Below are 24,867 nucleotides of genomic sequence, written 5' to 3' on the forward strand. Positions count from 1 at the left end.
AAGCCCGGCAGAAGAGGAGAGGCTTGATGCGCACACAGGTCGGGATCGTCGGCGCCGGCCCCGCGGGGCTGCTGCTCTCGCTCATGCTGGAGCACCGGGGCATCGCCTCCGTCATCATCGAGTCGCGCGACCGGGCGGCGATCGAGGCGACGATCCGCGCCGGCATCCTCGAGCAGACGACCGTCGACCTGATGGCGGAGCTTGGCGTCGCCGACCGGCTGCGGCGGGAGGGCGTGGTGCATCACGGCACCATCCTGCGCTTCGGCGGGCAGAACCACCGGATCGATTTCGAGGGGCTCACCGGCCGCGTCGCCACGCTCTACCCGCAGCACGAGGTGCTGAAGGACCTGATCGCCGCGCGGCTGGCGCAGGGCGGGGAGATCCTGTTCGGCGCGAAGGTGACGGAGGTGGCGGATGTCGCGGCGGAGCGGCCGGTGCTGCGCTTCACCGATGCAGAGGGCGCGGCGCGCGAGCTGCATTGCGACATGGTGGTGGGGGCGGACGGCTCCTACGGCGCATGCCGCCCGGCGATCCCCACGGACAAGCGCAAGGATTACCTCCGCATCTATCCCTTCGGCTGGTTCGGCATCCTCTGCGAGGCGCCGCCCTCCTCGGAGGAGCTGGTCTACGCGCGGCACGAGCGCGGCTTCGCCCTCATCAGCAGCCGCACGCCGGAGGTGCAGCGCATGTACTTCCAGTGCGACCCGAATGACAGCGTGGAGAATTGGTCGGAAGACCAGATCTGGGCGGAGTTGCAGGCGCGCATCGCGGGCGAGGACGGTTTCCGGCTGAAGGAGGGCCGTATCTTCCAGAAGAACATCGTGCCCATGCGCAGCTTCGTCTGCGAGCCGATGCAGTATGGCCGGCTCTTCCTCGCCGGCGATGCGGCGCATGCGGTGCCGCCCACGGGGGCGAAGGGGCTGAACCTCGCTGCCAGCGATGTCTGGCACCTCGATCGCGCGCTCGGCGCCTTCTTCGCCGGCGAGGGAATGGCGCGGCTCGAGGCCTATACCGCGACGGCGCTGCGGCGGGTCTGGCGGGCGCAGCATTTCTCCTGGTGGATGACCTCCATGCTGCACCGCTTCGAGGGCGCCAGCGAATTCGACGAGCGGCGGCAGCTGGCTGAGCTGGAGCTCGTCACCACCTCCCGCGCCGCGGCGACGGCGCTGGCCGAGACCTATGTCGGCATGCCCTATGCCTGAGCCGCCGGGGTGACAGGTTGCGGCCGATGCGGCATAGCGGCGGCATGGCCCGGCGCCCGCCCCTGCTGACAGCGATGCTGGCCCTGCTGCTGATGCTGCAGTGGGGCCAAGCCTTCGCGCATTGCCTGGGCGCGCTCGGGGCCGCCTCGGGCATCGAGATCTGCACAGCGGAGGGCATTCGCGTCCTGCACCTCGATGCCGACGGGCAGCCGGCCGATCCGCCCCAGGCAATGCATGACAGCTGCCCGGTCTGCCCCGGCGGTGTCGCCCCAGCCTCGCCCGCACCGCAGCTGCCGGCGCTGCGCATCGCCTATGTGCCGGCGCCCTATGCCGGCCGGGAGGGCATGCCTCCCGCCCCGGCCCGCGCCCCACCGCAGCAACCGAGAGCCCCGCCTGCCGCCTGACGCCAGCACGCCCGCCGTCGCTCTCGTCAGGAGTCTCCCATCATGCACCCGCTTACGCGCGCCACGCGGCGCGCCCTGCTGCTTGCCGGCATCGCCGGTCCGGCCTTCGGCCAAACCACCCTCCCCGACCTCGTCGTCACCGGCCAGGCCCCGGGCTCGCTCACCGCCCCCTCCGTCGCCGAGCAGCGGGAGGCGCTGGAGCAGACGCCCTCAGCCGCGCGCTTCGTGGACGGGCGGGACTTCGCCAACCGCTACGCCTTCAATCTACGCGACGTGCTGGCGGACACGCCCGGCGTCTTCGTCCAGGGCCGCTACGGGCAGGAGCTGCGGCTCTCCATCCGCGGCTCCGGCATCGCCCGCGGCTTCCATCTGCGCGGGATCGAGGTGCTTCAGGACGGCGTGCCGGTGAACCTCGCCGATGGCAGCGGCGACTTCTACCAGATCGACCCGAGCGCGGTGCGCTCGGCGGCGGTCTATCCCGGCGGCAACGCGCTGGCCTTCGGAAGCTCAACGCTTGGGGGGGCGATCAACTTCGTCACACCGACCGCGCGCACGGCGACGGAGGCGAACAGCCTGCGCGTCGAGGGCGGCAGCTACGGAACCTGGCGGCTCTCCGGCCAGACCTCGGCGGTCTTCGGCGACTGGGATGCGCTGGCGGCCGGCAGCATCGCCCATTCCGATGGATGGCGGCAGCACAGCCGCGGGCAATACGAGCAGTTCAACGCCAATCTCGGCTACCGGCTGAACGACAGCGTGGAGACGCGCTTCTACGCCGGCGCCTATATCGTCCGGCAGCAGCTCCCTGGCTCGCTCAGCCTCGCCGATGCGCTGAACCGGCCGCAGATCGCCAACCCCGCCGCCATCAGCGGCAACCAGGCGCGCAACCTCTGGGCCGAGCGCTTCGCCAACCGCACCAGCATCCGCCTCGATGCCGGGCAGGTGGATGTGGACAGCTGGATCACCCACAAGCAGCTCTACCACCCGATCTTCCAGGCGATCGACCAGGACGGGCTGACCTGGGGCATCGCGCCGCGCTGGACGCAGCGCTACGAGCTGGCCGGGCTGCGGGGCGAGCTGGTGCTCGGCGGGCGCTACTTCGCCGGGACGAACGATGCGCTGCAATACCTCAATACCCGTGGCTCGCGCGGGGCGCTGACGGCGAACGGTGTGCAGCGGGCGCAGAATTTCGAGGCCTTCGCCGAGAACCGGCTCTGGGTGCTGCCGACCGTTGCCCTCGTTGCCGGCGCCAAGATGCTGCGCAACGAGCGGGACTACGAGAACCGGCTGACAGGCCAGCGCTTCGGCCGCGCCTATGAGGGGCTGAACCCGAGGATCGGGGTGCTCTGGCAGCCGCGGCCGGCGGTGCAGGTCTTCGCCAACCTCACCCGCAGCCAGGACGTGCCGGATTTCTCCGACCAGCTCCAAACGGTGGGTAACCGGCCCTTCTGGGTGCCATTGCAGGCCCAGCGCGCCTGGACGGTGGAGCTTGGCACCCGCGGCCGCTACGAGGGCTATGGCTGGGACCTGACGCTGTTCCGCTCCAACATCCGCGGCCAGCTGCTGCAATTCACCGTCGATCCGAGCATTCCGGCCAGCACCTTCAATGCCGGCAACACGGTGAACCAGGGGGTGGAGTTCGCGGGCCATCTCGACCTCACCCGCGGCGCCCTTGCGGCCGGCGACCGCATCGCCCTGCGGGGGAGCTGGACTTTCAACGACTTCCGCTTCCGCGCCGACCGGCAATATGGCGACAACCGCATCGCAGGCCTGCCGCCGCATGTGCTGCGGACGGTGCTGACCTATGCGGCGCCGGAGGAGCGCGGCTTCGTCTCGCCGGTGCTGGACTGGGTGCCGCAGGGTGCCTGGGCGGACTACGCCAACACGCTGCGGGCGAACCAGTATTTCAAGCTGGGCCTCGAGGCAGGCCTACGGGTCGCGCCCAACCTCTCGCTCTTCCTCGACCTGCGGAACCTCACCAACAAGCGTTATGTCAGCGATCTCGGCACCCTACAGAACGCCAGGGCGGCGGGGGCGAACACCGCCGTCTTCTATCCCGGCGAAGGAAGGAGCCTCTATGTCGGGGCCCGTATGAGCTTCTGAAACTCCCCGCAAAACCGCTTCGCGGCTTTGCAGGGGCTCCAGACATATCGCTTAACGCTCAAGGCCTCGCCCCGCCGTCCGCGGCAAAGCCGCGGAAAGGGCACCAACACGGGCCGGACCTGTCAGCGAACCCTAACATATCAGTCCAGCACCAGCTCCCGATATCCGCCGGCGGCGACCTCGTCGCACCAGGCCCGGTAGGCCGGGGCGCTGCCGGCATAGCGGGCGATGGTGCGGGTCTGCTTGCCCTCCACGTTGCGGTTGACGCCCGTCATCCAGGAATCGACCTCGAAGGTCAGCAGCCCGGTCGCGCAGGACTTCACATGCTCGGTCCAGGCCTGCGCCGCCTCGGGCCGCGCATCGGCCCGCGTCAGCCCGTGCTCCTGCATGTGGCGCAGCAGGGCGCTGACCCATTCGACATTGTACTCGATGCTGCGCGGGATGTTGCCCAGCGCGGTATGCGGGCCGAGCAGCATGAGCATGTTGGGGAAGCCCTCCACCATCATGCCCATGAAGGTCCGCGCCCCGCCCGCCCAGGCCTCCTTCAGCCGGCGCCCGTCCTGGCCGCGGATGTCGATGCGGTCGAAGGCGCCGGTCAGGGCGTCGAAGCCGGTGGCGTAGACGATGATGTCGAACTCGTACTCCGCGGCGCTGGTGCGGATGCCCGTCGGCGTGATGCGCCCGATGGGCGTCGCCGTGCTGTCGACCAGGGTGACGTTGTCCTGGTTGTAGACCTCGTAATACCCCGTCTCCAGCGGCAGGCGGCGGGTGCCGAAGCCGTGGTTCTTCGGGATCAGCATCTCCGCCACCTTGGGATCCTTCACCCGCTGGCGGATCTTGCGGGCGACGAAGTCCGAGATTTCGCGGTTCGCCGCAGGGTCGGTCAGCATGTCGCGGAAATTGCCGACCCAGATGCCGAAGCCGGGCGAGGCGTAGAGCTCCTCGTAGAAGGCCTCGCGCTCCTCCGGCGTGACCTCGAAGGTGCCGCGCGGGTCCGCGGTATGGAGGAAGCAGGAGAAGGTCTCCTGGCAGCGGCGGAAGATCTCGGGGTAGCTGGCCTTGATGCGCTGCTGCTCCTCCTCGGTGATCGGCCGGTTGTGCAGCGGCGCGCACCAGTTCGGGGTGCGCTGGAAGATGGTGAGGTGCGCCGCGGTCTTCGCCACCTCCTGGATGGTCTGAACCCCCGTCGCGCCGGTGCCGATCACGGCTACCCGCTTGCCGGTGAAATCCACCGGCTCCTTGGGCCAGCGCGCCGTGTGCCAGGACTGGCCCCGGAAGCTGTCGACGCCCTCGATCCGCGGCAGGGTCGGCGTCGAGAGCACGCCGATGGCGGTGATGAGGAAGCGCGAGCCATGCCGGCTGCCATCCTCCAGCGTGACGGTCCAGCCGCGCGCCGTGTCGTCGTACCAGGCGCTGGCGACGCGGGCCTCGAACTGGATGTCGCGGCGCAGGTCGTACTTGTCGGCGACGCGGTTAAGGTAGCGCAGCGTCTCCGGCTGCGGGGCGAAATGCTCCGACCAGTTCCACTCCTGCAGCAACTCCTTGTCGAAGGAATAGCCGTAGGAATAGCTTTCGGAATCGAAGCGGGCGCCGGGATAGCGGTTCCAGTACCAGGTGCCGCCGACACCCGTCCCGGCCTCGAAGACCCTGGCCCGCAGGCCGAGCTGACGGAGCCGGATCAGCTGGTACATGCCCGACATGCCGGCGCCGATGACGAGGGCATCATAGTCGAAGCCGGCGGAGGTCGCTGATGCCTGGCCTGCCTCGGCGAGCGTCGTGTTGGACATCGTTTCCTCCTGATGATGCGTTCCGCAGGGGTCAGCCGAGGAAGATCGCCCCCAGCACCCCGCCGCCTGCCAGTACCCAAAGCGGACTGTAATTGGTCCGCCAGACGAAGAGGGTGGAGATGGCGACGACGATGATCGGCATCACCCCATGGCTGTGCGCCGCCTCGGCCATGGTGATGCCGGCGGCGAGGATCAGCCCGATCGCCACCGGCACCAGCCCGCCCTGGGCCGGCTTCAGCCAGGCGGCGCCGCGCAGCCGGTGCATCAGCCCGGCCACGTACCAGGCGAGGATGGCAGCCGGGACCAGCATGCCGAAGGTCGCCGCCGCCATGCCGCCGGCGCCGGCGATGCGCCAGCCCATCACGCTGGCGACCAGGATGTTCGGCCCCGGCGCGGCCTGGGCCAGAGCGTAGAGCTGGGAGAAGGTCGCATCGTCCAGCCAGCCATGCAGCTCGACGAGTTGGCGGTGCATCTCCGGCAGCACCGCATTCGCGCCGCCGATCGCCACCAGGGAGAGGATGGAGAAGGTAAGGAGGATCTGGAGGATCACCGCGCCGCTCCCGTCCCGCCGATCAGCCCCGCCCGCCAGAGCGAGAGGGCGATGGAGATGGGCCCGAGCACCAGGACGATTACCGGCAGCGGCAGGCCGAGCCAGGCGGCGCCGATCGTCGCCAGCAGCAGGATGGCGACGGCCTCCGGCCGCAGCTTCAGCTTGCCGGCCATCTTGAAGGCGGTGCCGATCACCATCCCCGCCGCCCCGGCCGCGATGCCCGCCATCACCGGCGCGACTGCAGGAAGCTGGCCGTAGCGGTCGTAGAAGAGGCAGAGCAGAACGAGGATGACGAAGGGCGCGCAATAGAGGCCCGCGGTCGCCAGCAGCGCGCCGGAGAGGCCGTGGAAGCGCCGTCCGATCATCACCGCCGCATTGCCGACATTGGGGCCCGGCAGCACCTGGCCGAGGCCGAGCACCTCGGCATAGTCGCGCTCGGTCAGCCAGTGCCGCTCCTCGACGATGACGCGGCGTGCCCAGGCGGCGACACCGCCGAAGCCGAACAAGCCGATCTTCAGATAGCCGGCGAAGAGCTCGGCGGGGCCTGGGATGATGGTGGCGGGCGGCGGGGCTTCGGGCAAAGCGACTCTCCGGGAGGCCGCGCCATGCTCGCGCCGAACCGGCTACGGGTCCAGGCGCCGCCGCATCAGGGCGACCTCGTGGCCGTTGTTCTGCTCGAGGCCAGCGCGCTGCCAGCCGAGGCGGGCGTAGAGCGGCTCGGCCGTGCGGGTATAGAGCCAGAGCTCGGCGACCGAGGCGGCGCGGGCGAAGCCCTCCACATGACGTACCAGCGCCGAGGCATGGCCGCGCCCCCGATGCTCCGGCAGGACGAAGACCCCGGCAAGCCAGGGCGTCAGGTCGAGCCGGGACGGCAGGTCGTCATGCGCGAGGCTCGCCGTGCCGATCGGCCGATCGCCCTCGAACAGCACGAAGCTCTCCTCCGGCCCCTGCGGCGGCGCCAGGATGAGCGCCGTCATCGCCTCGGTGGTCATGTCGGCGGGCGGCCGGTAGAAGGCATCCACCAGCCATCGCGCGACAAGAGGCGCCAGGTCCGGCCGGTCGGAGACGGCGAGGATGCGCGGGCTCATCCGCACTCAGCGCGCCTTCACCGGGCGCTTGCCATGGCTGTCCTGCGGCACCCCGCGCTGGAGCGACATGTGGCTGTGGACGCCGACCCAGCGCCCGTCCGGCTGCCGCGCCAGCACGATGGTCGCCCGGCCGGGCCGCGGGAAGGGCGTGCCGTCCGCGTGGAAGCCGGTGCTGTCCCAGGGGGTGACGGCCACCGCCATCGCCCCGTCCGGCGAGGCCAGCACCAGCGTGTTGCCGAGGTCGAAGGCGAAGCCCTCGGTCCGCGGCCAGACATTGTCCCATTGCGTGTCGGTCCAGGCCTGGCGGTTGCGCACCAACTCCTGATAGGTGCCGAAGATGACGATGTTGTCGTGCCAGAAGGGATAGGCAGCCTCGTAGTCCACCTCCCGCACGCAGGCGGCGAAGCGCCCCAGCCAGTCCTTCACCGCGGCAGTGGTGGCGGCATCGGCTTCCGGCAGGGGCAGGTCCATCAGATCTTCTCGCTCACCTTGATCGCAACCTTGCAGCCGGCCTTGATGGCGGCGCTCAGCAGCCGGTAGGCGGGGGCCTGCTCCGCCTCATGCTCCAGGCCGATATCGCGGTGCTCCAGCTCCTCGGCCCGGAACTGCACGATATGGGCGCGGAGCGGCCCCTCGTCCTCGCCGAGTGCCGCCTCCTGCGCCTGGTAATGTTCGTCGATCGCCTCCTCCACCGCAACGGTGCAGGCCATGGCGGCACGGTGGCCGAGCATGGCGGTTGCCGCGCCGAGGGCGAAGCCGGCGACATGCCAGACGGGCAGCAGCGCGGTCGGGCGCACCCGCCGCTCCCCAATCAGGCGGGAGAAGGTGTCGAGGTGCACCTGCTCCTGCTCCTGCATGTGGCGGATCAGCCCCTCCCACTTGGTCCCGCGCAGGACGGCAAGCTGGCCCTGGTAGATCCGCTTGGCGCCGTACTCGCCGGCATGGTCCACGCGGATGGTCTCCTCCACCATCCGCCGGTCGGTCTTCGTCGTCATCGGCGTACTCCTCTCCGCATCCAGATGGCGGCCAGGGCCGAAAGGCCAAGCGCATAGATCAGGTTCATCCCCGCCATGGAAATCGGCAGGCCAGGGACCAGATAGGTCGGCGCATCGCAGGGCTTGGACGGGGCCACGGCCAGCGAGCGCATGAGGTCGTCGATGCTCGCCCCGCCGGCGGAGCGCGGCGCCTGGCATCCGGCCAGCGGCGAGGGCCACCAGCCCTGCTCCACCCCAATATGGAAGGCTGCGATGGCCCCGGAGGCGACCACCGCCAGGATCGCCAGCAGGGCCAGCGGCCGCCGCGCCCGGGGCAGCAGCGCCGCGGCCAGGGCCAGCGCCGCCGCCACCCAATAGGGCACCCGCTGCCAAGTGCAGAGCTCGCAGGGGGCGATGCCCCAGATATCCTCGCTGGCGCGGGCGAAGAGCGGCGCCGCGGCGGCGGCCAGGGCAAAGGCGAGCGTGGCGAACATGCCGCCTGTGTGGCGCCGCCCCGCCGCCGGCGCAACTGGACCGCACGGCGAAGGGCGCATAGGGTCCGCGCCGGATCGGAAGAGGCACCGCGATGCTGAGGCTTTGGGGCCGCACCACCTCAAGCAATGTGATGAAGCTGCTCTGGCTCTGCGAGGAGCTTCCCCTGCCCTATGAACGGATCGAGGCCGGCGGCGAGCACGGCCGTACCGCCGAGCCCGGCTACCTCGCCATGAACCCCAACGGCACGGTGCCCACCATCGAGGAGCCGGACGGCTTCTCCCTCTGGGAGAGCAATTCGATCCTCCGCTACCTGGTCGCCGTCCATGGGCCGGGAAGCCCGCTCCACCCCGCCGAGCCGCGCGCCCGCGCCGATGTCGAGCGCTGGATGGACTGGCAGCTCGCCAGCCTGAACCCGCCCATGGTGACGATCTTCTTCACCTATGTCCGTACGCCCGAGGCCGAGCGCGACCACGCCGCCAACGGCCCACGCGCGCGACGCCGCCGAGCGGCTCTGGGCGATGGTGGACCGGCAACTCGCGGGGCGGGACTATGTGGCGGGCGGCTTCTCGCTGGCCGATATTGCGCTCGGCCCCTATCTGCACCGCTGGTTCGCCCTGCCGATCGAGCGGGCGCCGATGCCGAACCTCGAAGCCTGGTACGCCCGCCTGCGCGAGCGGCACCCCGGCTTTGCCACCCATGTTGCCGTCGAGATGCGCTGAACCATGGACCATCCGCCGATCACCGTTTGGGGCCGGGCCACTTCGGTCAATGTGATGAAGGTGCTCTGGCTGCTCGACGAGCTGGCCATCCCCTTCCACCGCATCGATGCCGGGGGCGAGTTCGGCCGCACGCGGGATGCCGAGTATGCGGCGATGAACCCGAACGCCACGGTACCGACCCTCGTCATGCCGCATGGCTACACGCTCTGGGAAAGCCACGCGATCCTCCGCTACCTCTGCCGCACCCAGCCGGGCGGCAATGCCTTCTATGCGGAGGCGCCGGAAGCACGGGCCGATGCCGAGCGCTGGATGGACTGGACGCTCGCCTCGATGAACGAGCCGATGCGAGTGATCTTCTGGACCTGGGTGCGGACGCCGGCGGAGCGGCGCGACCTCGCCGCGGCGGAGACGGCGCGGGTGGCGGCGGAGCGGCTCTGGCGCATCGCCGATGCGGCGCTCGAGGGGCGGGACTACATCGCCGGCGGCTTCGGCCTGGGCGACATCGCCCTCGGCGGCTTCCTGCACCGCTGGTTCCAGCTGCCGATCGAGCGGCCGGACCTGCCACGGCTGCGCGCTTGGTACGACCGGCTGCGGGAGCGGACGCCCTACCGCACCCATGTGGCAGTGCCGCTGAGCTAACCTTCCAGGGCCGCCAGGAAGGACTGGCTCCAGGCCCTGGCGCTCGCCTCCCAGACGGCGGGGCGATTGGCCTGCCAGCGCGCCACCCGCTCCTCCCGCGGCATGGAGAGCGCCGCGTCGAGGCTCTCGGCGATCTCATCCGGGTCGAGCGGGTTGACCAGCAGCGCGCCTGGCATGGAAGGCGCCGCCCCGGCGAAGCGGGAGAGCACCAGCACGCCAGGATCGGCTGGGTTCTGCGCCGCGACATATTCCTTGGCGACGAGGTTCATCCCGTCCCGCAGCGGCGTCACCAGCCCGACCCGGGCAAGGCGCATGAAGCCGGCGAGGACCGGCCGCTGCACCGGCCGCGTCATGTAGCGCAGCGGCACCCAGTCCGGCTCGGCATATTGCCCGTTGATGCGGCCGGCCCATTCGTCCAGCTCGCGCCGCAGGCTGCGGTATTGCGCCACGTCGCCGCGCGACACCGGCGTCACCTGGAGGTAGGTCGCCCGGCCGCGATTGGTGGTGAAGCGGGCCAGCAACTGAGCATAGCCGGCAAAGCGCTGCGGCAGGCCCTTGGTGTAGTCCAGCCGGTCCACGCCCATGACGAGGGCGCGGCCGACGAGGCTCTGCTCGAAGCGGCGGGTCTCGACCCGGGACAGGGCGCGCTCGGCGAGGCGGAGGAAGGCGTCGGCGTCAATGCCGACGGGAAAGGCGGCGACCCGGCGGGCGGCCTCGCCCTGCCCTACCGCTTCCAGCGCGCCGCGCAGGTTGGCGGCGTCGTCCTCGGTCTGCACGCCGATCACGTCATAGGCGGCGAGGTCGGCCAGCAGCTCCTCCGCGCGCGGGAGGGCGCAGAACAGGCCGAAGGGCGGAAAGGGCACATGCAGGAAGAAGCCCTGCCGTTGCGTGCAGCCGAGCCGCCGCAGCTCCCGCCCGAAGGGGAAGAGGTGGAAGTCATGCGTCCAGACCAGGTCGCCCGGCCGCAGCAGCGGTGCGAGGGCGGCGGCGAAGGCGGCATTGACCGCACGGTAGCCGATGTAGTCCTCGCGCTGGAAGCGGGCGAGGCCGAGCCGGTAGTGCAGCGTCGGCCAGAGCACGGCATTGGCGAAGCCCTGGTAGTAGCGGGTATAGGCCTCCCGCCCCAGGTCGAGCGTGGCGTAGGTCAGCCTGCCCTGGACGACCTCGGCCGGCCGCTCCGCCGTGGCCTCGGCGGTCTGGCCGGACCAGCCGAACCACATCGCCTCGCGCTGGGCGACGGCATCATGCAGGGCGACCGCCAAGCCGCCCGCCGTGGCGCCGCGGTCCTTGGGATTGGGAACGCGGTTGGCGACGATGACGAGGCGGCTGCTCATCGCCCGGACGCAGCCTCGGCGAGCCATTCGCGCAGCACCTGCGGGGTGCCGAACATGTCGTCGAGCCGCCAGCCCTGGCCGCCATAGCTCCGGGCGGCCTCCATTCCTTCCTCGTCAGTCACGTCATCGCCGATGAAGACGGGCGTGCGGCCGGTGAAGGGGGCGCGGGCCATCAGCGCATGCACTGCCGTTGCCTTGGAAGCGCCGCGTGGCCGGAGCTCCCAGGCCATGCGGGCCTCAAGCAGGTCGAAGGCCTGGGGATTCTGGGCGACGAAGCCAGCGAGCAGCCCGCGCGCCGCCTCCCCCATGCCCGGCGCCAGGCGGTAATGGATGACGAAGCCATGTGCCTTGTCTTCGACCAGCGCGCCAGGATGCCGGGCGACCAGCATGTCGGCAGCGGCCCGCCACTCGGGCGGCACATCGGCGAAGTCCCGCAGGAGGGGCGGGGCGAAGGGGTCCGGGCGAAGCGAGGCGCCGTGATCCCCTGCCTTCGGGATCGGCACCGGCAGGAAATGGTCGAGTGCGGCGAGTGCCCGGCCGCTGACCACGGCCAGTGCGCCGCCCAGTCCCTCGGTCAGCCGATGCAGCAGGGGCGGCAGTTGCTCCGGCACGACCACCGCATCGGGGCGTGGGGCGATCTCCACCAGCGTCCCGTCGAAATCGAGGAAAAGCGCCGCATCCGCTATCTGCCCCAGGCCTGGAACCCGGGGCGGCGGCGGCAGGGTGATGAGATCAGGCATGCGGCCGGAACAAGCAGAGATCGCCGCCGCGGTTGCGTCACGGCTGCGTGAAACAGGCCTGTCAAGCCGTAGGTCGGTGGCCCTCCAACTGCCACAGGGCAAGCGCCGGCGGCAGCACGCCGACGAGCAGCCAATGCACCAGCGCGCCCTGACGAGTCAGCCAGCCGCTATCCCAAAGCACGACGCAAATGAGTTGCAGCGCCAACATCCACAGGATGGCGATGGCGAGCGCGAAGGTTTCGATGCGCCATTCGCCCCGGGATTTGTCGTGCATGCCTTCCACCCTTCCGCAAGGAACGGCCCTTAGGAGACCGATGCACACGGCATACACGATATCGCGATGCAAATCTCCCGCAAAAGTGATTGCGTGCGCTGGCAGCGCGTTGGCTTTGAGGCACAGTTGGTGCACCCAGCCCATTAACCCTTGGCGCACCGGTTGTTGCGCTTCATAAATCCTCGCAAGACGAGCCAAGCCTGAGGCCGGGTTCGAAAAGCTTTAAACAGGCTCCTCAATAGTAACATCAGCTAGGCGTTTTACGTTGTTGCCGAGCCGCGGAACTCCAGGTTGGAGAAAGTAAAATACTATGACCCGCGGCCAGTCCGTCGCGGGTCATGCTTCAACTTGTCGTCCGGTATGGGCTCAGCGCCCTTCGCCATCGAGGACTCCGGCGATTGCGCTCGGACCGCCAAGCCATGAATGATTTCCACAACAGTCAGCCCGTCCAGCGCGGCTTCCGCTTCGCCTTGAAGGCGGCGATGCCTTCCTCTGCCTCCTCGCTGGACGCGGTTCGGGCAAAGGCGGCGGCCCCCGCCTCGGCATAGGCCTCCGGCGCGACGGGCCCCAGCGCGGCCAGCAGCCCCTTGGTTTCGGCCAGCGCCCCCGGCGCCCCCTCCAGCACGGCGGCGACGGTCGCCTCCAGCTGCGCCGCGAGCGCCACCGCATCGGGCAGGACCTGATGCACCAGGCCGATCCGCCCTGCCTCCGCGGCGTCGATCACCGCCGCTTCCAGCACCATCCGCGTCACCGCCGGCCGCCCCATGCGCCGGACCAGCCAGGGCAGGATCTGCGCCGGCACCAGGCCGCGCCGCACCTCGGGCGCGGCGAAGCGGGCATTTCCGGCGGCGAAGGCAATGTCCGCCGCGCAGGCGAAGCCGAGCCCGCCGGCATGGCAGGACCCCTCAATCGCCGCGATCACCACCTGCGGCAGCGCCGCGATGTCGGCGAAGCGGGCGCCGGTGCGGCGGTTGCGGGCCTGCTGCCGGGCCAGCTTCTGCTCCGGCGCCTCGTCGGAGGCCACCTCGGTCAGGTCGAGGCCGGCGCAGAAATGCCCGCCGGCGCCGGCGATCACCAGCACCCGCGCGCTGCGGTCGGCGGCGAGCTCCGCCAGCAACCGGTCCCAGGCCTCGCCCATCGCCAGGCTGAGGGCGTTGCGCCGCTCCGGCCGGTTCATCGTGGCGCGGATGACGGGCCCTTCGCGGGTCACCAGCAGGGGGGTCTCATCGGCCATGCGGCTCACTCCGGCAGGAAATCGGCGACCGAGAAGTAGCGCTCGCCGGTGTCGTAGTTGAAGCCGAGCACCCGGCTGCCGGCGGGCAGCTCCGGCAGTTTCTGCGCGATGGCGGCGAGCGTCGCGCCGGAGGACATGCCGACCAGCAGGCCCTCCTCGCGCGCCGAGCGCCGGGCGTACTCCTTGGCGTCGTCGGCCTGGACCTTGACGACGCCGTCCAGCAGCCCGGTCTCCAGATTGACCGGGATGAAGCCGGCGCCGATGCCCTGGATTGGGTGCGGCGAGGGCTCGCCGCCCGAGATGACCGGCGAGGCCGCGGGCTCCACCGCGAAGACCTTCAGGCCCGGCCACTGCGCCTTCAGCACCCGGGCGCAGCCGGTAATGTGCCCGCCGGTGCCGACGCCGGTGATGAGCGCGTCGATGCCCTCGGGGAAGTCCTGCAGGATTTCCTGCGCGGTGGTGCGCGCATGCACCTCCGGATTGGCTGGATTCTCGAATTGCTGCGCCAGCCAGGCGCCGGGCGTGGCGGCGACGATCTCCTGCGCCCGGGCGATGGCGGCCTTCATCCCGCCCGCCCGCGGCGTCAGGTCGAAGCTGGCCCCGTAGGCCAGCATCAGCCGCCGCCGCTCCACCGACATGCTCTCGGGCATGACGAGAATGAGCCGGTAGCCCTTCACCGCCGCCACCATGGCGAGGCCGATGCCGGTATTGCCCGAGGTCGGCTCGACGATCGTCCCGCCCGGCTTCAGCGCGCCTGAGGCCTCGGCCGCCTCGACCATGGAGAGGGCGATGCGGTCCTTGATCGAGCCGCCCGGATTCGCCCGTTCCGACTTGATCCAAACCTCCGCCCCGGCGAAGAGTCGGTTGAGGCGGATATGCGGCGTGCCGCCGATGGTGGCGAGGACGTTCTGGACCTTCATCGGGGCTCCTCCCGGTTGCGCCGGGGAAGATGGTGGCACGCCCGGCGCTAGTCCAGCAGGACGCATCTTGCAGCGGGAGGACCGAGGGCCGACCTTGCCGGGACCAGCAGGAGAACACCCATGGACCAGCCCCGTCCCTCGCGGATCGACGTGGTCTCCGACGCCATCTGCCCCTGGTGCTGGATCGGCAAGCGCAACCTCGAGGGGGCGCTCGCGCTGCTCGCCGCCGAGGGCGAGCGGTTCGAGGTGCATTGGCGCGCCTTCCAGCTCAATCCCGACATGCCGGTGGAGGGCGTGGACCGCGCCAGCTACCGCGCCGCCAAATTCGGCAGCGAGGCGCGCGGGCGAGAGCTCGATGCCCAGGTCGCCGCGGCCGGCCGCGCCGCCGGGCTCGAATTCCGCCACGACCTGATGCAGCGGACGCCGAACACCATCGCCGCGCACCGGCTGATCCATTGGGCCGGGGAGCGCAGCCTCGCCCAGCAATCGGCCGTGAAGGAGGCGATCTTCCGCGCGTATTTCCAGGAGGGCCGGGATATCGGCCAGCTTGAGGTGCTCGCCGCGCTGGCCGGCGAGGCGGGGCTGGATGCCGAAGCGGCCGCGGCCTTTCTCGCCAGCGGCGAAGGGGTTGAGGAAATCCGCGCCGAGGATGCCGGCTTTCGCCAGATGGGACTCTCCGGCGTGCCGACCTTCGCGCTCGACGGGCATGTGCTGTTCAGCGGGGCGATGCCGGCCGAGCGGATCGCGGAGGCGATCCGACGGGGCCTTGCCATCCTTCGCCAGCAGGCGGCCTAGCTCAGTAGGTCGCCCGGCCACCCGACACGTCGAACACCGCACCGGTCGAGAAGCTGCAATCCTCGGTTGCCAGCCAGCAGGCAAGCGCCGCGATCTCCTCGACATCGACGAAGCGGTTCGCCGGGATCTTGCTGAGCATGTAGCCGATCTGCGCCTCGGTCATCTGCTTGAAGATGTCGGTCTTCGCCGCCGCCGGCGTTACGCAATTCACCCGGATGCCGGTGGTCGCCAGCTCCTTGCCGAGCGACTTGGTCAAGCCGATCACCCCTGCCTTCGCCGCCGAATAGGCCGCGGCATTCGGGTTGCCCTCTTTCCCCGCGACCGAGGCGATGTTGACGATGCGGCCGTAGTTGCGCGCCCGCATCCCCGGCACCACTGCCCGGCAGCAAAGGAAGACGCCCGTCAGGTCGATCTCGATCACCTGCCGCCAGGCATCGACCGGATAGCTCTCGACCGGCGCATTCGGCCCGGTGATCCCGGCATTGGCGACGAGGATGTCGACCGGCCCGAGCGCCGTCTCGGTCGCCTGGAGGGCCGCCTCGATCGCACCGAGGTCGGTCACGTCCACCCGCGCCGCGACGCCGCCGAGGCGTGCCGCCTGCCGTTCCGCCTCGCCCAGGTCGACATCCCAGAGCGCGACGCGGCCACCGCTTGCCGCCATGCGCTCGGCGATGGCGAGCCCGATGCCGCGCGCTCCGCCGGTGATGGCGGCGACGCGCCCCTGCAGATCAAGCTGGTTCATGCAACCCTCCCTCAAGATGCCCAGGCTAAACCGGGGCTCCCGGCATGGCGATGCTGGCCTCCGCGCCGATCCGGGCTAGGTTGCCCGCTTTCGCGCAGGGAGCAGCAGGGATGGCCTTCGTCGTGGCGGTGGCGCAGCAGAAGGGGGGCGCCGGAAAGTCGACCGTCGCGGCCAACCTGGCGGCGGCGCTGGCGGGCGAGGGCCACCGCGTCGCCCTGCTGGATACGGACCCGCAGCAATCCCTCGCCCGCTGGCACCAGGAGCGGCAGAAGCAGGGCGCCCGCGCCCGGTCGCTGAGCTTCGACAGCCCCTCCGGCTGGCGCGTCCCGGGTGCGCTGGACCGGCTGCGGCGCGACCAGGACTTCGTCATCGTCGACACCCCGCCCCATGCCGAGACCGAGACGAAGCAGGTGATCCGCGCCGCCGACCTCATCCTGATGCCGATGCAACCCTCGCCCGCCGATTTCTGGGCCAGCGAGGCGACGGTGAAGCTGGCGGTCGAGGCGCATCGCCGTGTCACCGCCGTGCTCAACCGCGTGCCCGCGCAGGGGCGGCTGCGGGAGAGCATCCGGGCGGCGCTCGCCGAGCGCGGCGTGCCGGTGCTGGGGAGCAGCCTCGGCAACAGGGTTGAATTCGTCACTGCCTTCCTCGACGGGCTCGCAGTGACCGAGTCCGCGCCGAAGAGCCCCGCCGCAGCTGAACTGCGGGCGCTCACGGCTGCCATCGCCGCCATGTCCAAGGAATGATCGATGCTGGGTAGCCTGTTCTACGCCCTCCACGTGCTCGGGGCAGTGCTCTGGGTCGGGGGGATGGTCTTCGCCATCCTCGTCCTCCGCCCGGCGCTCGCGGTGCTGGAGCCGCCGCAGCGCCTCGCCCTGCACGAGGCGGTGCTGAAGCGCTTCTTCCTCATCGTCTGGCATGCCATGCCGATCCTGCTGCTGACCGGCTACCTGCTGCTCTTCGGCTGGTATGGCGGCTTCCGCGGCGCGGGGTGGCACATCCATGTCATGCATCTCACCGCGCTGCTGATGGCCGGGGTCTTCCTCACCATCGTCACCGGGCCCTGGCGGGAATTCCGCACCGCCCGCGCCCGGGGCGATGCGGCCAGCGCGGCCGTGCAGGCCGACCGCATCCGCCTGCTCATCGTCATGAATCTCGTCCTCGGCCTGCTGACCACGGGCGTCGCCGCCTGGGGGCGGTTCGGCGGATGAGCGACCCGCAGCGAGACGACCGGCCTGCCATCGAGATCAGCGAGGACGACTATCCGGAGATGGAGGCCGTTGCCGCCATCCAGCGCGGCCTCCATGCCTACAACCAGGAGATGGGCGGGCCCTACGACCGGGAGCCGGTGACCGTCCTCGCCCGCGACCCGGCCGGCGAGGTCCGCGGCGGGCTGCTCGGCCTCACCTACTGGAACTGGCTCTTCATCGATTGGCTGTGGATGGCACCGGACCAGCGCGGCCAAGGGCTCGGCGGGCAGTTGCTGGAGCGGGCGGAGGCCATCGCTCGCGCCCGCGGCTGCACCCATGCCTATACGGATACCTTCAGCTTCCAGGCGCCGGGCTTCTGGACCCGGCACGGCTATGCCGAATTCGGCCGGCTCGAAGGCATGCCGCCCGGCCATGCCCGCATCTGGTTCCAGAAGACGCTGTGAACCTCGCCCTGGAGACCGCGGCGCGACCCGCCCTCGCCGACCGGAAGGCGGTCGGCCGTGGCCTCGCTGCGCATAACCGCGCTGCCTATGGCCGGCTGCGCGGGGAGGAGCACTGGGTCCTGGCGCGCGACGCGGCCGGCGCGGTTCAGGGCGGGGCCCGATGCGACATTGCCTGGGGCTGGCTTTATGTCGATTGGCTCTGGGTTGCCGAGCCCTTCCGCGGCCAGGGCTGGGGCAGCCGCCTGCTCGCCGCGGCCGAGGCGCTGGCGCGGGAGAACGGGTGCAGCGGCACCCATCTCAACACCTGGTCCTTCCAGGCGCCGGACTTCTACCGCAAGCAGGGCTATGTCGAGGTCGGGCAGGTGATCGACATGCCGCCAGGCGCCATCCGCTACTGGTTCGCCAAGCGCCTCATGCCCGCCTGAGGCGGGGTTGACCCGCTGACAGACGCAACCAAGACGTTAGAAGACAGGGCTTGGCGATCAGCATTCCGGCAAGCTTGCTCCGGTATGGTGACGCGCTTTGCGGTTGATGGAGGGGAGCCGGGGTGTTGGGCGTGCAGCAAGACCTAGCCGGGGCGCCGTCCACGGCGGAGATGGCGTTGCTGCGGTCCATCGCCTTGGGGCTGGCGGAGGCCGGGACGCCCCTTCCCGCTCCGCTCGCCGGCAGCCTCGGAACTTGGTTGCAGGCTGGCTGGCTGGCCGATGAGGAGCAGGATCGCGATTTCGCCCAAGGCTATCTCGCCGGGCTGGAAGCCGCCGCCCGGCAATGCGAGGCCGTGGCGGAGCGCTGCCTGGCCGAACGCCGCGGGCGCTGGAACCCGCTGCGCCGGCGCGGCCTCGGCCAGTTGGCGACACGGCTGCAGGTCATGGCCGGGAGCCTCCGCCTGATGGCGCGCGGCATCCGGCCCCAGGGCGTCTGAACGGGACGGATACGATGCTCGAACGGGTCCTGAGGCCGGCCAAGCGGCAGATCGAGGCGGAGCGCGACGACTACCGCGCCGAATACGAGCGGCTCTCGGCCTTGATCGGCCGGGCCGAATACGAGCGCGTGCTGCTCCAGCGGCATGCCGATGCGGCGGTCGCCGAGGCCGCCGCGCTCCGCGCCGAATGGGACGCCCATGCCGCCGCCCGCGCCGCCGCCGAGGCCACGGCCATGCAGGCGCTGGCCGATGCCACGGCGATGCGTGCGGGATGGGACGAGCATCTCGCCGCCCGCCAGGCGGCGGAGTCCCGCATCGCGGCCGCCGAGTCCCAGGCGCAGGCGGCGGAGGCCGAGGCGGCAGGGTTGCGCGCCGCCTGGAACGAGCACCTCGCGGCCCGCCAGGCTGCCGAGGCGGGCATCGCAGGCCTCCGCGCCGAATGGGACGAGCACCTCGCTGCCCGCCAGGCGGCGGAGGAGGCGCGCAAGACCGCCGAGTCCCGCTTCAACGAGTTGCGCGCCGCCGCCCTCCGCGTCCGCGACGAACGCGACGCGCTACTGAAGGCCCGGCAGGCGACCGAGGCGGAGGCCGCCAGCCTCCGCGCCGAGCGCGACGCCGCCAGCCAGGCGGAAGCCGCTGCCGAGGCAAGGGCCGGCAAGGCCGTGGCCGGGGCTCGCACCGCCGCCGAGACCCTCGCCCGGCTCGAGGCCGAGCAAGCCAGCCTCACCCTCGCCCGCAACGAGGCCGAGAACGCGCGCAACCACGCGCAGGAGGCGGTGATGATGCTGCAGATCCAGCTTCTGCGCCTGCGCGCCGAGACCGGCCGCCTTGCCCCGCCCGAGCCGGATGCGGAGGAGCAGGAGGAGTTCGAGTTCGACGAGGCCTGGTACTTGCAGCGGTATCCGGATGTGCAGGCCGCGGTGAAGGCGGAGCAGTTGTCCTCGGGCCGCGAGCACTACCGCCGCCATGGCCGCGCCGAGGGCCGCCAGCCGGTGCCGGTGCCGGTGCCGGCGCTCACCGCCTGAGGCCGAGGGCCACCTCTCGCCGCCAGATATAGAGGCCGCTGCCGACCAGCACGGCGATGCCGGCGACGTCCCAGCCATCCGGCAGCTCGCCCCAGAGCAGCACGCCCATCAGAGTCGTCCAGAGGATGGCGGAGTATTCGAAGGGGGCGAGCAGCGTCGCCTCGCCCCGCCTGTAGGCCTCCGTCATCATCACCTGGGCGATGGCGGAGAGCAGGCCGGTGCCGGCCAGCATCGCCCATTGCAGCGGGGTGGGCGGCACCCATACGGGCAGCGCGAGGGCGCCCGAGACCAGCGTCGCGCCGAGGGCGAACCAGAGCACGATCGTCGCATTGCTTTCGCCGGCATGGCCCATGCGGCGGATGGTGATCATCGAGAGCGCCCAGCAGACCGCGCCCGCCAGCACGGCGAGCGTCCCCGGCAGGTGCCCCTGCCCCGCCCCACCGCCCGATCCGCCCATGGGCAGCGCCATCAGCAGCACGCCGCCGAAGCCGACCAGCACCGCCAGCCCCCGCCGCGGCCCCACCCGCTCACCGAGCAGGGGGATGGAGAGCAACGTCAGGAAGAGCGGCATGGTGAAGCCGAGCGCGGTGACGGTCGCCAGCGGCAGCACCGTGTAGCCGTAAAAGGCGCCCGCCATGCCGGCCAGGCCGGTCAGCATCCGCACCCCGTGCAGCACCGGGTTCCGGGTGCGGAGCGCGGCGATGCCACCCGCCTGCCAGAGCAGCGGCAGCAGGGCCGGGATGGCGAAGAGGTTGCGGCAGAGCACCACCTGCGCCAGCGGCAGTTCGCCGCGCAGCCCCTTCACCAGCACGGCGGCCAGCGAGAAGACGGCGGCCGCGCCCAGCACGCCGAGCACGGCACGCCGGCGTCGCGCGGCGAGGTCCGAGGCGGGCTCGGCAGGGAGGGTTTCGGTCTGGGTGTCCATGGACGGCGTTTCCCGCCAAGGCTAGGGTCGCCGGCGCATGAAAGCCAGATCACCCAAGGCGCCGCCCATCCCGGCGCATCCCGGTCTCGATGTGCTGGCGGATGAGGTCGTCTGGGACGGCCGCTTCCCGCTCCAGCGCGTGCGCTTCAGCTACCAGCGATTCGATGGGGCGCGCTCGGCCGAGCTGACCTGGGAGCTGTGGCGTCGTGGCCGCGGCGTCGCCGTGCTGCCCTATGACCCGGCGGCGGATGCGGTGGCGTTGATCGAGCAGTTCCGCCTGCCCGCACTCGCCGCCGGCTTCCCTGGCATCATGACCGAATGCGCCGCCGGCCTTCTAGAGCAGGGCGAGGACCCGGAAGCGGCCGCCCGGCGCGAGCTGGAGGAAGAGACCGGTCTTCGCGCCGGGCCGATGGAGTTCATCAGCCGCACCATGCTGATGCAGGGCGGCTGCGACGAGACGATGTTTCTCTACGCCGCCCGCGTCACCCTGCCCAAGGCCGCAGCCGCCGGCACCCATGGCTTGGTTAACGAGGGCGAGGATATCCGGGTGCTGATCCTGCCGGCGGAGGAGGCCTTCGCCCTGCTGGACCAACACCGCATCGAGAATGCGACGGCCGGGCTCTGCCTCTGGTGGCTGCGCCACCACCGCCCCCGGCTGCGCCAGGAATGGGCCTGATGCCGACAGAACTGCTCTACCGCGATGACGCCTATCTGACCGAAGCGGCCGCGACGGTCCTCGCCGCCGGGCCCGAGGGCGTGGTGCTGGACCGCACCCCCTTCTACGCCCAGGCCGGCGGCCAGCCCGGCGATGCCGGCTGGCTGCGCTGGGAGGGCGGCGAGATGGCCGTGGTGAAGGCGGTGAAGGGGCCTGAGGATACCGTCCTCCACCTCCCCACCGAGGGCGCGGCGCTGCCGCCGGTGGGCGCCGCCGTCACGGCGGCGCTCGACTGGGGCCCGCGCCACCGGCACATGCGGATGCATACCGCCCTCCATCTGCTGTGCAGCCTGATCCCCGGCGCCGGCGTCACCGGCGGGCAGATCGGCGCCGACCGCTCCCGCCTTGATTTCGACCTCGCCGCGCCGCCCACCAAGGAGTCGCTGACCGAGGCGCTGAACGCGCTCGTCGCCGCCGACCATCCCGTCGGCGAGCGCTGGATCAGCGAGGCGGAGCTGGAGGCCAATCCCTCCCTCGTCCGCACCCTCTCGGTGCAGCCGCCGCGCGGCGCAGGGCGAATCCGCCTGGTGCGGATCGGGTCGGAGGAGGCGCCGGTCGACCTGCAGCCCTGCGGCGGCACGCATGTCCGCCGCACCGGCGAGATCGGCCGCGTCGAGGTGACGAAGCTCGAGAACAAGGGCAAGCAGAACCGCCGGGTCTATCTGGTTCTGCAGGGGGAATAGCGCGATGGAGAACCTGGTCTCGACTGAATGGCTGGCCGCCGAGCTTGGCAAGCCGGGGCTGATGGTCTTCGACACCACCAAATACCTGCCCAACGAGCCCTTCGACGGGAAGGCGAAGTTCGCCGAGACGCATGTGCCGGGCGCCGATTACTTCGACATCGACCTCATCGCCGATCCGGATGCGACGCTGCCGCACATGATCCCGAGCGCGGCGCGCTTCGAGAAGCTGATGGGGCTGCTCGGCGTCTCCAACAGCGCCCGCCTCGTCTTCTACGACCAGAAGGGCCTTGCCTCCGCGGCGCGCGGCTGGTGGCTGATGCGCCTCTTCGGCCATCACCAGGCGGCCGTGCTGGATGGCGGCCTGCCGAAATGGGTGAAGGAGGGCCGTCCGACCGAGGCAGGCCCGCCGCCGCCCCGGGACTCCGCGGAATTCGTCGCCGATTTCCAGGCCGAGCTGGTGCGGGGAATCGGCGACATCAAGCGCATCGTCCGCCAGGGTGGCGGCGGCGCGCTGATCCTCGATGCCCGCGCCAAGGCTCGGTTCGATGGCACGGCGCCGGAGCCGCGGCCGGGCCTGCCCTCCGGGCACATGCCGGGCGCGGCGAACCTGCCCTTCACCGACCTGCTGCGGCCCGACCAGACCCTGCTGGACCCGGCGGCGTTGCGCGAGCGCTTCACCGCCGCGGGCGTCACCATGGAGCGGCCGGTCGTCGCCTCCTGCGGCACGGGCGTCACCGCCTGCATCCTTTCGCTCGGCCTGGTGCAGGCAGGCTTCCCCGAGCCCGCCGTCTATGACGGCTCCTGGACCGAATGGGCCGGGCGGCCCGAAACCCCGAAGGTGCACGCCTGATGCCGGACGATTCCATCCCCTCGACGAAGACGCAGGGCTTCGCCACCCGCCTCAGCCATGCCGGCCGGGCGGGGACGCATGTGCATGGCTTCGTCAATCCGCCGGTGCATCGCGGCTCCACCGTGCTCTTCCCGAATTGCGAGGCGCGGCGCGAGGGCGCGAAGCACCGCTTCGAGCAGTACATGACCTACGGGACGCAGGGCGGCCCGACGCATTACGCCTTCGAGGACGTCATCGCCGAGATCGAGGGCGGCACGCACTGCCTCGTCGTCGGCACCGGCCTCGCCGCGGTGGCGGTGCCGCTGCTCGCCTATCTGAAGACCGGCGACCATTGCCTGATGCCGGACAGTGCCTACGGCCCGGCGCGCAATATTTGCGACGGGCTGTTGAAGGGCTGGGGCATCGAGACGACCTATTACGACCCGACCGTGAACGAGGCCGCCGCCGCCGCGCTCATCCGCCCCAATACCAAGGTCTTCTACACCGAGAGCCCCGGCAGCCACACCTTCGAGGTGCAGGACATCCCGGCCATCGCCCGCGTCGCCCATGCGCGCGGGGTGAAGGTGCTGATGGACAACACCTGGGGCATCCATCACTTCATGCCCTTCCAGCATGGCGTCGATGTCTCCATCCAGGCGCTGACCAAGTATGTCGGCGGCCATTCCGACGTGCTGCTCGGCAGCGTCACAGTGAATGACGAGGCGGATTGGCGCGCGGTGCGTGGCACCTCCTCGCTGCTCGGCCAGTACGCCTCGCCGGACGATGTCTGGCTGGCGCTGCGCGGCGTCCGCACGATGGCGGTGCGGCTCAAGCGCCAGGAGGCGAGCGGCCTTGAGGTCGCGCGTTGGCTGGAAGGCCGGCCGGAGGTGAAGCAGGTGATGCACCCTGCCCTGCCGGGCCATCCGCAGCACGCCATCTGGAAGCGGGACTTCACCGGCGCCTGCTCGCTCTTCGGCGTCGTCTTCCAGCCGCGCTATGCGATGGAGGACGTAATGCGCCTCATCGACAGCCTCGCCCTCTTCGGCATCGGCGCGAGCTGGGGCGGCTTCGAGAGCCTCGCCATCCCGACCACGGGCTTCATCACCCGCAGCGCCGGCACGGGCGCGTTCGGCGGGCCGATGGCGCGGCTGCATATCGGGCTCGAGGAGCCGGCCGACCTCATCGCCGACCTGGAGCAGGCGCTCGCCACCCTACCCCGCTGAGGCGAGCGCCGCCTTCAGCCACTCCCGCAGCCGGCGGATGGCGGGTTGCGCCGCCGCCTCCGGCCGGGTGACGAACCAGTAGCATTGCCCGTTGCCGCCGAAGCGGCGCGGATGGGCGAGACGGAGCGTGCCGGCGGCAATGCGGTCCTGCACCGCAACCTCCGGCGCGAAGCCGATGCCGAAGCCGCCCTCCGCCATGCGCAGCGCCGCCTCCATGGAATCGGAGACGATCTCCCGCCGCGGCCCCTCCGGCAGGCCGAGCCGCGCCAGCACCCGCGGCCAGAACTCCGCCATCGGCTTGATGCCGAGCAGCGGCCCATCGGCGATCTCCTCGGGCGTCAGCGCCGCCCGTCCCGCCATCCGTCCTGGCGACGCGAGCAGTACCGCGGTGGTCAAGGCCAGCCGCTCCGAGGCCAGATGCGCCGGCGGCCGCCGCCCCATGCGGATGGCGACGTCGCAGGCGCCGCTCTCCAGATCGGCCGCGCGACTGGAGAGCTCCACCCGCAGCTCGATCCCCTCGCGCCGCAGCGCGTCCATCGCCGGCAGCAGCCAGCGCGCGGCGAAGACCGGAGCGCCGGAGACGGCGAGCGGCCCGCGCGGCGCCCGGGCCGCGGCATAGGCTGCGGCGATGGCGCCGAACCCATGGGCAAGGGATGCGGCCAGGCTTGCCCCGGCCGGGGTCAGCGCCACGCCGCGATGCAGACGGCGGAAGAGCGGCACGCCGAGCGCGGCTTCCAACCCGCGCACGTGATGGCTGACGGCCGAGGGCGTCAGCCCGATTTCCGCCGCCCCGGCCTGGAAACTGGCATGCCGCGCCGCCGCCTCGAAGGCGCGCAGCGCGGCGAGCGGCAGCCCACCGAAACCCGCATGGCTCGCATGATTCCAGCTCATCCC

31 protein-coding genes and 1 pseudogene are annotated in these 24,867 nt (G+C 71.0%); 17 read left to right on the forward strand and 15 right to left on the reverse strand.

Features of this window, described 5'->3' with window-relative positions:
• The first annotated feature begins 26 nt into the window (after positions 1–26).
• Genes JMJ56_RS17260 through JMJ56_RS17270 form a run of 3 tightly spaced genes read left to right on the forward strand, consistent with a single transcriptional unit; the run spans position 27 to position 3,706 of the window.
• On the forward strand, positions 27–1,202 hold the full coding sequence (locus JMJ56_RS17260) for a 4-hydroxybenzoate 3-monooxygenase (RefSeq protein WP_202833016.1): 1,176 nt from the start codon (positions 27–29) through the stop codon (positions 1,200–1,202).
• Between the two features lie 26 nt (positions 1,203–1,228).
• On the forward strand, positions 1,229–1,606 hold the full coding sequence (locus tag JMJ56_RS17265; RefSeq protein ID WP_202833017.1) for a DUF2946 family protein: 378 nt from the start codon (positions 1,229–1,231) through the stop codon (positions 1,604–1,606).
• Positions 1,607–1,648: 42 nt separating this feature from the next.
• Positions 1,649–3,706 carry a TonB-dependent receptor family protein gene (locus JMJ56_RS17270; protein ID WP_202833018.1) on the forward strand — a complete coding sequence of 686 codons (2,058 nt, stop codon included), beginning with the start codon at positions 1,649–1,651 and terminating at the stop codon, positions 3,704–3,706.
• 140 nt (positions 3,707–3,846) lie between these two features.
• On the opposite strand, the gene JMJ56_RS17275 is transcribed toward JMJ56_RS17270, so the two are convergent.
• From JMJ56_RS17275 to JMJ56_RS17305, 7 genes are read right to left on the reverse strand one after another with little or no spacing between them, the layout of a single operon-like run.
• Positions 3,847–5,493, reverse strand: coding sequence for a flavin-containing monooxygenase (locus JMJ56_RS17275; RefSeq protein ID WP_202833019.1), 1,647 nt, complete (start codon positions 5,491–5,493; stop codon positions 3,847–3,849).
• Between the two features lie 31 nt (positions 5,494–5,524).
• On the reverse strand, positions 5,525–6,043 hold the full coding sequence (locus JMJ56_RS17280; protein ID WP_202833020.1) for a chromate transporter: 519 nt from the start codon (positions 6,041–6,043) through the stop codon (positions 5,525–5,527).
• Positions 6,040–6,624 carry a chromate transporter gene (locus JMJ56_RS17285; RefSeq protein ID WP_202833021.1) on the reverse strand — a complete coding sequence of 195 codons (585 nt, stop codon included), beginning with the start codon at positions 6,622–6,624 and terminating at the stop codon, positions 6,040–6,042. Before JMJ56_RS17285 ends, JMJ56_RS17280 begins: the two co-directional genes overlap by 4 nt.
• 42 nt (positions 6,625–6,666) lie before the next feature.
• Entirely contained in the window at positions 6,667–7,131 is a 465-nt protein-coding gene (locus JMJ56_RS17290; RefSeq protein WP_202833022.1) for a GNAT family N-acetyltransferase, read from the reverse strand.
• Positions 7,132–7,137: 6 nt separating this feature from the next.
• Positions 7,138–7,602, reverse strand: a complete 465-nt coding sequence (locus JMJ56_RS17295; RefSeq protein WP_202833023.1) for a YybH family protein — start codon at positions 7,600–7,602, stop codon at positions 7,138–7,140.
• A complete protein-coding gene (locus JMJ56_RS17300) occupies positions 7,602–8,126 on the reverse strand; it encodes a demethoxyubiquinone hydroxylase family protein (RefSeq protein WP_202833024.1) in 525 nt (174 codons plus the stop codon). Before JMJ56_RS17300 ends, JMJ56_RS17295 begins: the two co-directional genes overlap by 1 nt.
• Complete coding sequence (locus JMJ56_RS17305; protein ID WP_202833025.1) at positions 8,123–8,599, reverse strand: disulfide bond formation protein B; 477 nt, start codon at positions 8,597–8,599, stop codon at positions 8,123–8,125. Before JMJ56_RS17305 ends, JMJ56_RS17300 begins: the two co-directional genes overlap by 4 nt.
• 92 nt (positions 8,600–8,691) lie before the next feature.
• On the opposite strand from JMJ56_RS17305, the pseudogene JMJ56_RS36205 reads away from it, so the two are divergent.
• From JMJ56_RS36205 to JMJ56_RS17320, 3 genes and pseudogenes are all read left to right on the forward strand, one after another.
• A pseudogene (locus JMJ56_RS36205) lies at positions 8,692–8,913 on the forward strand (glutathione S-transferase N-terminal domain-containing protein); the annotation flags it as partial.
• 127 nt (positions 8,914–9,040) lie between these two features.
• Positions 9,041–9,319: a glutathione S-transferase C-terminal domain-containing protein gene (locus JMJ56_RS36210; protein ID WP_202833026.1), complete on the forward strand. Its 279-nt coding sequence runs from the start codon at positions 9,041–9,043 to the stop codon at positions 9,317–9,319.
• Positions 9,320–9,322: 3 nt separating this feature from the next.
• On the forward strand, positions 9,323–9,958 hold the full coding sequence (locus tag JMJ56_RS17320) for a glutathione S-transferase family protein (protein ID WP_202833027.1): 636 nt from the start codon (positions 9,323–9,325) through the stop codon (positions 9,956–9,958).
• On the opposite strand, the gene JMJ56_RS17325 is transcribed toward JMJ56_RS17320, so the two are convergent.
• The 5 genes from JMJ56_RS17325 to cysK all read right to left on the reverse strand — a co-directional run bounded on the left by JMJ56_RS17325 (position 9,955) and on the right by cysK (position 14,460).
• Positions 9,955–11,292, reverse strand: a complete 1,338-nt coding sequence (locus tag JMJ56_RS17325; protein WP_202833028.1) for an alpha,alpha-trehalose-phosphate synthase (UDP-forming) — start codon at positions 11,290–11,292, stop codon at positions 9,955–9,957. The two genes, JMJ56_RS17320 and JMJ56_RS17325, sit on opposite strands and share 4 nt — an antisense overlap.
• Positions 11,289–12,032: a trehalose-phosphatase gene (gene otsB / locus JMJ56_RS17330; RefSeq protein ID WP_202833029.1), complete on the reverse strand. Its 744-nt coding sequence runs from the start codon at positions 12,030–12,032 to the stop codon at positions 11,289–11,291. Before otsB ends, JMJ56_RS17325 begins: the two co-directional genes overlap by 4 nt.
• 61 nt (positions 12,033–12,093) lie before the next feature.
• On the reverse strand, positions 12,094–12,306 hold the full coding sequence (locus JMJ56_RS17335) for a hypothetical protein (protein ID WP_202833030.1): 213 nt from the start codon (positions 12,304–12,306) through the stop codon (positions 12,094–12,096).
• Between the two features lie 439 nt (positions 12,307–12,745).
• Complete coding sequence (locus JMJ56_RS17340) at positions 12,746–13,540, reverse strand: enoyl-CoA hydratase/isomerase family protein (protein ID WP_202833031.1); 795 nt, start codon at positions 13,538–13,540, stop codon at positions 12,746–12,748.
• Between the two features lie 5 nt (positions 13,541–13,545).
• Entirely contained in the window at positions 13,546–14,460 is a 915-nt protein-coding gene (gene cysK / locus JMJ56_RS17345) for a cysteine synthase A (protein ID WP_202833032.1), read from the reverse strand.
• A 120-nt stretch (positions 14,461–14,580) separates the two neighbouring features.
• Here cysK and JMJ56_RS17350 point away from each other — a divergent pair, with 120 nt between their 5' ends.
• A complete protein-coding gene (locus tag JMJ56_RS17350) occupies positions 14,581–15,255 on the forward strand; it encodes a DsbA family oxidoreductase (protein ID WP_202833033.1) in 675 nt (224 codons plus the stop codon).
• A 1-nt stretch (position 15,256) separates the two neighbouring features.
• Here the strand turns inward: JMJ56_RS17350 and JMJ56_RS17355 are convergent, their stop codons facing one another.
• A complete protein-coding gene (locus JMJ56_RS17355; protein ID WP_202833034.1) occupies positions 15,257–15,997 on the reverse strand; it encodes an SDR family NAD(P)-dependent oxidoreductase in 741 nt (246 codons plus the stop codon).
• 110 nt (positions 15,998–16,107) lie between these two features.
• On the opposite strand from JMJ56_RS17355, the gene parA reads away from it, so the two are divergent.
• The 6 genes from parA (at position 16,108) to JMJ56_RS17385 (ending at position 19,598) form a co-directional block, all read left to right on the forward strand.
• On the forward strand, positions 16,108–16,743 hold the full coding sequence (gene parA / locus JMJ56_RS17360; protein ID WP_202833035.1) for a ParA family partition ATPase: 636 nt from the start codon (positions 16,108–16,110) through the stop codon (positions 16,741–16,743).
• Between the two features lie 3 nt (positions 16,744–16,746).
• The gene (locus JMJ56_RS17365; RefSeq protein WP_202833036.1) at positions 16,747–17,208 is read left to right on the forward strand and encodes a CopD family protein; all 462 of its coding nucleotides are present in this window, start codon (positions 16,747–16,749) and stop codon (positions 17,206–17,208) included.
• Complete coding sequence (locus JMJ56_RS17370) at positions 17,205–17,651, forward strand: GNAT family N-acetyltransferase (RefSeq protein ID WP_236037849.1); 447 nt, start codon at positions 17,205–17,207, stop codon at positions 17,649–17,651. Before JMJ56_RS17365 ends, JMJ56_RS17370 begins: the two co-directional genes overlap by 4 nt.
• The gene (locus JMJ56_RS17375; protein ID WP_202833037.1) at positions 17,648–18,076 is read left to right on the forward strand and encodes a GNAT family N-acetyltransferase; all 429 of its coding nucleotides are present in this window, start codon (positions 17,648–17,650) and stop codon (positions 18,074–18,076) included. Before JMJ56_RS17370 ends, JMJ56_RS17375 begins: the two co-directional genes overlap by 4 nt.
• 131 nt (positions 18,077–18,207) lie before the next feature.
• Positions 18,208–18,573, forward strand: coding sequence for a hypothetical protein (locus JMJ56_RS17380; RefSeq protein WP_202833038.1), 366 nt, complete (start codon positions 18,208–18,210; stop codon positions 18,571–18,573).
• Between the two features lie 14 nt (positions 18,574–18,587).
• Positions 18,588–19,598: a coiled-coil domain-containing protein gene (locus JMJ56_RS17385; RefSeq protein WP_202833039.1), complete on the forward strand. Its 1,011-nt coding sequence runs from the start codon at positions 18,588–18,590 to the stop codon at positions 19,596–19,598.
• On the opposite strand, the gene JMJ56_RS17390 is transcribed toward JMJ56_RS17385, so the two are convergent.
• Positions 19,588–20,523 (reverse strand): DMT family transporter, encoded by a 936-nt coding sequence (locus tag JMJ56_RS17390; protein ID WP_202833040.1) that lies wholly within the window; start codon positions 20,521–20,523, stop codon positions 19,588–19,590. The genes JMJ56_RS17385 and JMJ56_RS17390 overlap by 11 nt on opposite strands.
• Before the next feature lie 37 nt (positions 20,524–20,560).
• Between JMJ56_RS17390 and JMJ56_RS17395 the strand changes: the two genes are divergently transcribed.
• The 4 genes from JMJ56_RS17395 to metC are packed head-to-tail and all read left to right on the forward strand — an operon-like array spanning position 20,561 to position 23,973.
• The gene (locus JMJ56_RS17395) at positions 20,561–21,199 is read left to right on the forward strand and encodes an NUDIX domain-containing protein (protein ID WP_202833041.1); all 639 of its coding nucleotides are present in this window, start codon (positions 20,561–20,563) and stop codon (positions 21,197–21,199) included.
• Positions 21,199–21,921, forward strand: coding sequence for an alanyl-tRNA editing protein (locus JMJ56_RS17400; protein WP_236037851.1), 723 nt, complete (start codon positions 21,199–21,201; stop codon positions 21,919–21,921). Before JMJ56_RS17395 ends, JMJ56_RS17400 begins: the two co-directional genes overlap by 1 nt.
• A 4-nt stretch (positions 21,922–21,925) precedes the next feature.
• Positions 21,926–22,771: a sulfurtransferase gene (locus JMJ56_RS17405; RefSeq protein ID WP_202833043.1), complete on the forward strand. Its 846-nt coding sequence runs from the start codon at positions 21,926–21,928 to the stop codon at positions 22,769–22,771.
• Positions 22,771–23,973 carry a cystathionine beta-lyase gene (gene metC / locus JMJ56_RS17410; RefSeq protein WP_202833044.1) on the forward strand — a complete coding sequence of 401 codons (1,203 nt, stop codon included), beginning with the start codon at positions 22,771–22,773 and terminating at the stop codon, positions 23,971–23,973. Before JMJ56_RS17405 ends, metC begins: the two co-directional genes overlap by 1 nt.
• On the opposite strand, the gene JMJ56_RS17415 is transcribed toward metC, so the two are convergent.
• Positions 23,962–24,864, reverse strand: a complete 903-nt coding sequence (locus JMJ56_RS17415) for a LysR substrate-binding domain-containing protein (RefSeq protein ID WP_202833045.1) — start codon at positions 24,862–24,864, stop codon at positions 23,962–23,964. The two genes, metC and JMJ56_RS17415, sit on opposite strands and share 12 nt — an antisense overlap.
• Positions 24,865–24,867: the final 3 nt, after the last annotated feature.

The sequence above is a fragment of the Belnapia arida genome (assembly GCF_016773205.1).
Classification (GTDB): Bacteria; Pseudomonadota; Alphaproteobacteria; order Acetobacterales; family Acetobacteraceae; genus Belnapia; species Belnapia arida.